This window comes from Wolbachia endosymbiont of Drosophila barbarae, from assembly GCF_044752445.1.
Taxonomy (GTDB): domain Bacteria; phylum Pseudomonadota; class Alphaproteobacteria; order Rickettsiales; family Anaplasmataceae; genus Wolbachia; species Wolbachia pipientis.
Map to the genome: position 1 here is coordinate 1 of NZ_JBIXJM010000070.1, position 6,749 is coordinate 6,749.

General features: G+C 34.1%; 4 protein-coding genes. 1 reads left to right on the top strand and 3 read right to left on the bottom strand.

Annotated elements, in window-relative coordinates:
- Positions 1 to 93: 93 nt before the first annotated feature.
- Together nusA and ACIPNH_RS01000 are read right to left on the bottom strand one after the other, a co-directional pair.
- Complete coding sequence (nusA, locus tag ACIPNH_RS00995) at positions 94 to 1,656, bottom strand: transcription termination factor NusA (RefSeq protein ID WP_400771056.1); 1,563 nt, start codon at positions 1,654 to 1,656, stop codon at positions 94 to 96.
- Positions 1,657 to 1,744: 88 nt separating this feature from the next.
- On the bottom strand, positions 1,745 to 4,819 hold the full coding sequence (locus ACIPNH_RS01000) for an efflux RND transporter permease subunit (protein ID WP_400771058.1): 3,075 nt from the start codon (positions 4,817 to 4,819) through the stop codon (positions 1,745 to 1,747).
- A gap of 175 nt (positions 4,820 to 4,994) precedes the next feature.
- On the opposite strand from ACIPNH_RS01000, the gene ACIPNH_RS01005 reads away from it, so the two are divergent.
- The gene (locus ACIPNH_RS01005) at positions 4,995 to 5,726 is read left to right on the top strand and encodes a hypothetical protein (RefSeq protein ID WP_400771061.1); all 732 of its coding nucleotides are present in this window, start codon (positions 4,995 to 4,997) and stop codon (positions 5,724 to 5,726) included.
- Between the two features lie 3 nt (positions 5,727 to 5,729).
- Here the strand turns inward: ACIPNH_RS01005 and ACIPNH_RS01010 are convergent, their stop codons facing one another.
- The gene (locus ACIPNH_RS01010; RefSeq protein ID WP_264723772.1) at positions 5,730 to 6,467 is read right to left on the bottom strand and encodes a type I glutamate--ammonia ligase; all 738 of its coding nucleotides are present in this window, start codon (positions 6,465 to 6,467) and stop codon (positions 5,730 to 5,732) included.
- Between the last annotated feature and the right edge of the window lie 282 nt (positions 6,468 to 6,749).

Genomic DNA, 6,749 nt, shown 5'->3' on the forward strand with positions numbered 1-6,749 from the left:
TGAAGAGTTTAAATTGAGGTCTAATTTAAGCTTGCTTAAACCTTGGAGCGTTAATTTTTTATCACTGATATCTTCATTATTCATATTATTTTATTATATTAATCCAAGCTTTTTACGTGCTTCTATGATTATTGAATCTACTGTATCTTTTAGATCTTCTTTGCTATCGGATGAGGAAGAGAGTATGCTGCAAAACTCATAACTTGATAAATCTGCTATGTCCTCTAAAGTCTTAATATCATGCTTACTAAGAGCAATTTTATTGTCTATTGATAAAGTTAAATTGATTACATCATCCTCCATACCTAAACTTTTTAGCTCTTCTATTTTTCTATCATTTTCTGCTTTCAGGTACTTATTTGCTCTATTATGAAGTTCGTTTGCAATATCTTCATTAAAGCCCTCTATTGAAGCAAGCTCTTTAATTGAAGCGCTAGATATGTCTTCTACACTTGAAAAACCTTCTGTTACCAATAGCTGACCCATAATCTCTTCTAAGTTTAAAACTTCAGCAAATAAAGCTGAACATTGACTAAGTTCTTTACTTCGCCTTTCTGATTCTTGCTGAGTGCTTAATATCTCAATTTTCCATCCAACAAGCTCTGAAGCTAATCTTACATTCTGGCCCTTTTTTCCTATCGCTAAACTCAATTGATCTTCAGCAACTATTAACTCTATGCAATTTTCATTTTCATCAATAATAACCTTCGATACTTCTGCAGGAGTAATGGCTTTAATAACAAATTGACCCAAATCTGAGGAGTAATTTATAACGTCAATTTTTTCACCATTTAATTCGTGTATAATAGTTTTTATTCTATCTCCCTTAACTCCAACACAAGCACCTACTGGATCAATGTTCTTGTCGGGAGAGAAAACTGCAACCTTAGACCTTGAACCAGCATCTCTAGCTATACCTTTAATTGTCACTAATCCGTCAGCAATTTCTGGTATTTCTTGATTTAATAATGCCTCCAAAAAGCCTTCATGAGTCCTAGAAAGAATAATTTGACGTCCATCATCAGAGCGCTTAACAGTCTGTATGTAAGCTTTAACCTTATCACCTTCACGAAATGATTCACCACCAGTTAAATTTCGCAATGGAAGATATGCCCTAGTGCCATTTATGTCTATAATAAGATCTGAATATTCTACTTGTTTAACAATACCATACCTTATTTCTCCCACCTTATCTTTAAATTCCTCATATTGCTTTTTTGACTCTTCATCTTTAATTATTTGAGCAATCTTTTGCTGGGCAATTCTTGCTGAAGCAAGATCAGTGTTAAGAGAGAGTAATTCACTAACAGTATCTCCAACTTTTGCATCTCCTTTTATTAATTTAGCTTGTGTAAGCGTAATTGATTCACACTCGGTATTCTCTTTTTCATTTGATTCATCATCAATAACTTTTAGTTTTCTATATGAAGTAACTTTGCCTGTGTTTCTATCTATATCAACTACAATTTTACTTTTGCTACCATATTTTTGATGAGCCACTGCTTCTATAGCACTTTCTAGTGCCTTTATTACAACATCAAAATCTAAACCTTTTTGAAGTGAAAGCTCTCCTGCTGTTTTTATTACATCAAGGCTTCCAACTATGTTATTCTTGTTACTTTTCTGCTTAACACTGCTTTTACGATTAGCAATCATAATAAATAAATCCAATGTAATTAGTTATAATTATAGCTCCAACGGGCAAAGAACACTATCTTAAATGTTAAATGATTGCTAATTTAAGTCAAGTTTTTTCATGTCTTTGTATAACAAGCAACGCAGGAGTAAAGAATAAAGTTAAAACCGTTGCAGCCAATATTCCACTTGCTATGGTTGTTGAAATGTCAACCCACCACTGGCTTGATGGAGCATCATATGTGATTTGTAGCGTAAAAAAATTGATATTTAACCTGGTAATCATCGGTATTAAACCAAGAACTGTGGTTGCAACGGTAAGCAATATTGGCCTAACGCGAGAAATTGCAGCGTTTATTACACATCGCTTGATGTCATTTTTGTGTACCTTAATTTGGTGATGAAAGGCATCAAGTAATAGTATGTTATTATTCACTATAATTCCCGCCAAAGCAATTATCCCCACTCCACACATAACAACTACGAAAACTTGTTGGATAAGAAAGAAAACAAAAAACACACATGTTGTGGATAAAAACACTGCTGTCATTACGATAAATGTATGGTATACATTATTAAACTGTGTCACTAATACCAATATCATTAGTGTAATCGCTAATATAAAAGCCTTTAACAAAAATGCTCCTGATTTTTGTTGATCTTCTTTGTCGCCTTTAAAATCAATTTTTACTCCCTTGTCCCAATCCTGGGCAATAGAATTCTGAATGAACTTTACTCTTTCATCAACAAGATAGCCAGTATCCAGGTCAGCAGAGATTGTCACTGTGCGTGATCCATCAATCCTACTTAGTTTGTTTACCTTTTTTTCGGGGGCATATTTTACTATGTTGCTCATAGGATACGGGCCATTAACTGTATTGATAAAAAGATTGTCTATAGTCTTCATGTTGCGGTCTCTTCTGGGGAAACGGAGTACAATATCGATTTCTTCATCCGTGTTATTTGGTCTATATTTTCCAATCAACACTCCATTTGTAACCATCTTTATAAAATCGCCAATGGTTGCAACACTTACTCCAGAACTTGTAGCCTTACTCTTATCAACGCTCATATTCCACTCTATTTCAGGTGCTGATCTGCTATCTTGAATATTTATAAACCCGGATGAAGGTTGGTTCATAATTTCTAGAATTTTCTCTGCTGTTAAATTCAAACTGGATACACTCCCGCTGAGGTTAATTTGTATTGGCTTGTCAGCCGACGGTCCTGGCTTTTCCTCTTGAACATTAATTATTATTCCTTTCATGTCTTGCACACTGCTCCTTATATCATTTAGTATGTGCTTAGCTTTGCGCCTGAAGCGCCAATCCATAAGTTCTAGTTGTATTCTGGCGATAACGTTGTCTGAAAATGCTCCTGATCTAGCATAAGAAACATGAATTTCTTTTTCAATGCTCAAAATGCGTTCTTCCACTTCTTTGAGTATCAGATCTCGTTCTTTGGCTGATAAGCTTTCTTTTGCTTTAACACTGATTAAAATATTATCTGAATCCACTTTCGGAAAAAACTTTACTCCAGGAGCAAAAGTAAAGTACAGCACACTAAATGAAAACAAAACGAATACAGTAGCACATACGAATTTTTTAGGATGATCCAAAACCTTCTCTAGCATGCGTACGTAAGCTCTTATTATAGGCCCAGCATTTTTTATTTCACCACTTTCTATAGCACTCATTTTTTTTATTTCTTTTTTTGAAGTTATCGAAGGCTTACCAAATATTGCACCAAGTGTTGGTATAAAAACCAAAGCCATAATGAGCGATCCAGTCAAAGTTAGAATTATTGTAATTGGTATGTACTGCATGAATTTACCAACAGTATCAGGCCAGAATAATAGAGGAAAAAACACTGCTAATTTAGTTAACGTTGATGATAGAACCGGATAAAACATATCACGAACTGAAGTGTAAAAAGCTTCTACTTTGTCCATTCCGCAGATCATCTTTCTATCGGCATATTCGCTGATCACAATTGCATCATCAACCAGCATGCCAACAGCCATAATTAAACTGAAGAGCACAACGATATTTAAGGTTATACCCATAAAGTAAAGAGCTATTATCCCAATGAGAAAGGAACCGGGTATCGAGAGTGCCACAAGAATAGCAATCCTTGTTCCCATAGAAAGCATCATTATGATCAATATTAACAACACAGCAAATATTATGCCGTTTTCCAAGTCATCAAGCACATCGCGGACGTTTTTTGACTGGTCGTTTAAGTACACCACTTTTAAATTTTCAGGTAATTGATCTTTTGCCTTATCCATTAAGTATTTTACTTGATTTACTGTGTCTATTATGTTTTTTCCGTTACGTTTTGAAATTTCTAGCACGACACTAGGTAATCCATTAATGCGAGCAAATCCTTGGTGATCCTCAAACCTAGGGTATACTTTTGCTATATCTTTGATTCTCAAAACTGCATCGCCTTGAGATCTAATAGGAATATTCATAATATCTTCTATATCTTTTAATAACCCTGATATTTTAATCGAATATTTACCGGTATCATTTTCCAGTGACCCAGCTTCCACTAGTCTGTTATTGCTTGATATAGCTTGGAATATTTCGTTTGATTGAATGTTATATTTTGTTAGAACTGTGGGCTCAACTATCACTTCCACTGTTTCTTTACGCATACCTGCCACTTCAACTTTGAGAACATTTGGCAGAGATTCTATTTCTTTCTTTAGCTTGCGTGCTATTTCAGTTAAGGCTCTTTCTGGCAAATTACCAATTAAGCCGACATTGAGTATCGGAAATAAGCTCAAGTTTATTTCATTGATTATCGGAGATTCCGCTTCAACAGGTAACTTCGATTTTATGTTTGAAAGCTTTGAACGAACATTATCGAGCACTTCTTTATTATCATACTCTGTTCCAAATTCGAGTATCATGTGAGCACCATCATTAGTTGCAAAAGCTCTCAATTCTCTTACACCTTCGATGGATCTTAGTTCATTTTCTATAGGAAGCACTAATAGCTTTTCACTATCTTGAGCAGAAATCCCAGGAAGTCCAACAAACACGCTGATTATAGGAATCTGTATATCAGGATTGCTTTCCCTTGGCATTTTTACATAAACGTATGAACCGAAGATAAAAATTACTATAAGTAATAATACCACCGCCCTGTTTCGCTCTATGAGTAAGCTCTGCATGTTGAATGTTAGCTGAATATGTGTGTTTGTACAATATTATAGTCGAGATACATTGCATATTAATTAATCCTTGTGTAGCTTTAAAACTTTACGCAAATAATTAAAATTTTCGCAAAATTGCAAGTATAAGAAAATTCCTGTATAATAATTCTAGAACAGTATTTGAGAGGTTATTATGGTGGCAATTCTAAATGTAACAAAGGGCAAAAATAAAGTTATTGTGTCTGGATTAGCTGGAGCTTTATCAGCTTTAATATTTTTAACAGCAATCCACATTGCCGCAAAGATAGCCATTATCGTTTCTGCCGCTGCAGTTACTTACTTATTACTTTCGCTGGTTCATAAAATAAGAACTAAAGCTGAAATTACTCGTGTTTCAGGAGATAAAGTTTCAGAAGATGAAGGGTATAGCAGTGTTGATGAAGGTGAAGAAAAAGATACCGTAAAAGAACCAAAAAGAACTGAAACTGAGCTAGAAGAAGAAATAATAAGGAAAAGAGCACAAGAACGCATGGAGAAAGGATCACTTGATGGTCCTATAAATGCGTTTGGCGAACCAATTCATGTGACTATAGATGCTGAAAATAGTAATCCTGTTGATTATACAAAAACTATGGTAGTGTCTGAGGAAATTATTCTTAGCATGCTAAATGATAAAACTCTTACACAAAATAACTCTAGCTCTATAAAGAATCAGATGAAACCTCTTCCTGAGCACATGGATGTGCCTGGTAATCCACTTCCTGGGCAAGTGTTAAGCAATCTAGAGCTTGAATCTAAAAGCACGCAGAAACTATCTGCTTTAGACTTGCTATTACAGTGCAAAAATGTAGATAATGATGTAAAAAAAATGCTAAAACAGCCAATTACCCAAAAGGGGTTTAACGGATTAGGATGTGATAGATAGTTGTTATATTAACCTCTCCATCTCATATTGAGGATCAGATGCAATGCCGTAGACCCTATTTGGCGGAGCAATTTTGTTCTCTATACCAAAAACCATACCTTCAATTATTGCTGTGAGTACTTTTTCAAGGTCACAATCTGCTCCGGGAACGCGGTGCTCTAGGCGGCATCTTTTGAAATCGTTGCCAAAATAGGGAATTCTTATCGCAGCAGTTCTGTTATTTACTCCCCAACTAATCGTAGTTGGAGTGTGAATATCCGGATACTGAAATCTTAAATATGAATCATCATTTGGAGCAAAAAACAACATATGTTTTTTCATCATTGCACATAATCCACCAATACTATGAATCAGATAGTCACTGTACTTTTGCTCATTGATATAAAATAAGTTACCGTTATTTGAATTCACGAGATTAACATGCACATTTAATGCACTGCCTGCTCTATCCAAATAAGGCTTTGCTTTAAAAGAAACATTCCCACCTAGTTTTTGTGCTGTTTCAGTAAGTGATTGTTTTGCTAACTCAAAATGCTTAATTAAATTGTAGGAGTTCGTATAACAACCACTTTTTATCTCATACTGATGTGTAGAATTCTCCTTCTTGCAAGAAAATTCAAGAGATGCTATTTTATTTTTGATGCTATTCAGAAATAAGTATTCTTTTTCTATTCCTTCAATGTAAAACTCTAGTTCAATACCGAATACAGCATAACAACTCAAATTACTTAATATAATCATAAATTTGCTTCAGTAAATCTATATTAGGTTAGCTATATTAGGTTAGCTATATTTATATGAATACTTTACTTATTTGCCAGTAAATTTAACATCTTATTTATACATAATGTATTACTGTTTTTAATAGCATGCTTCTAATCCTCGATACAAGCGACATTTACAAATTTTTCATTTTTTTGAAATAAAAATGATCAATTTTAATGTTTTTATACCCTTTACAACCCATCAAAAAATCACCATAATTTTTAGTATGTATTAAGTAGTATTAGCTTTTCATTTTGC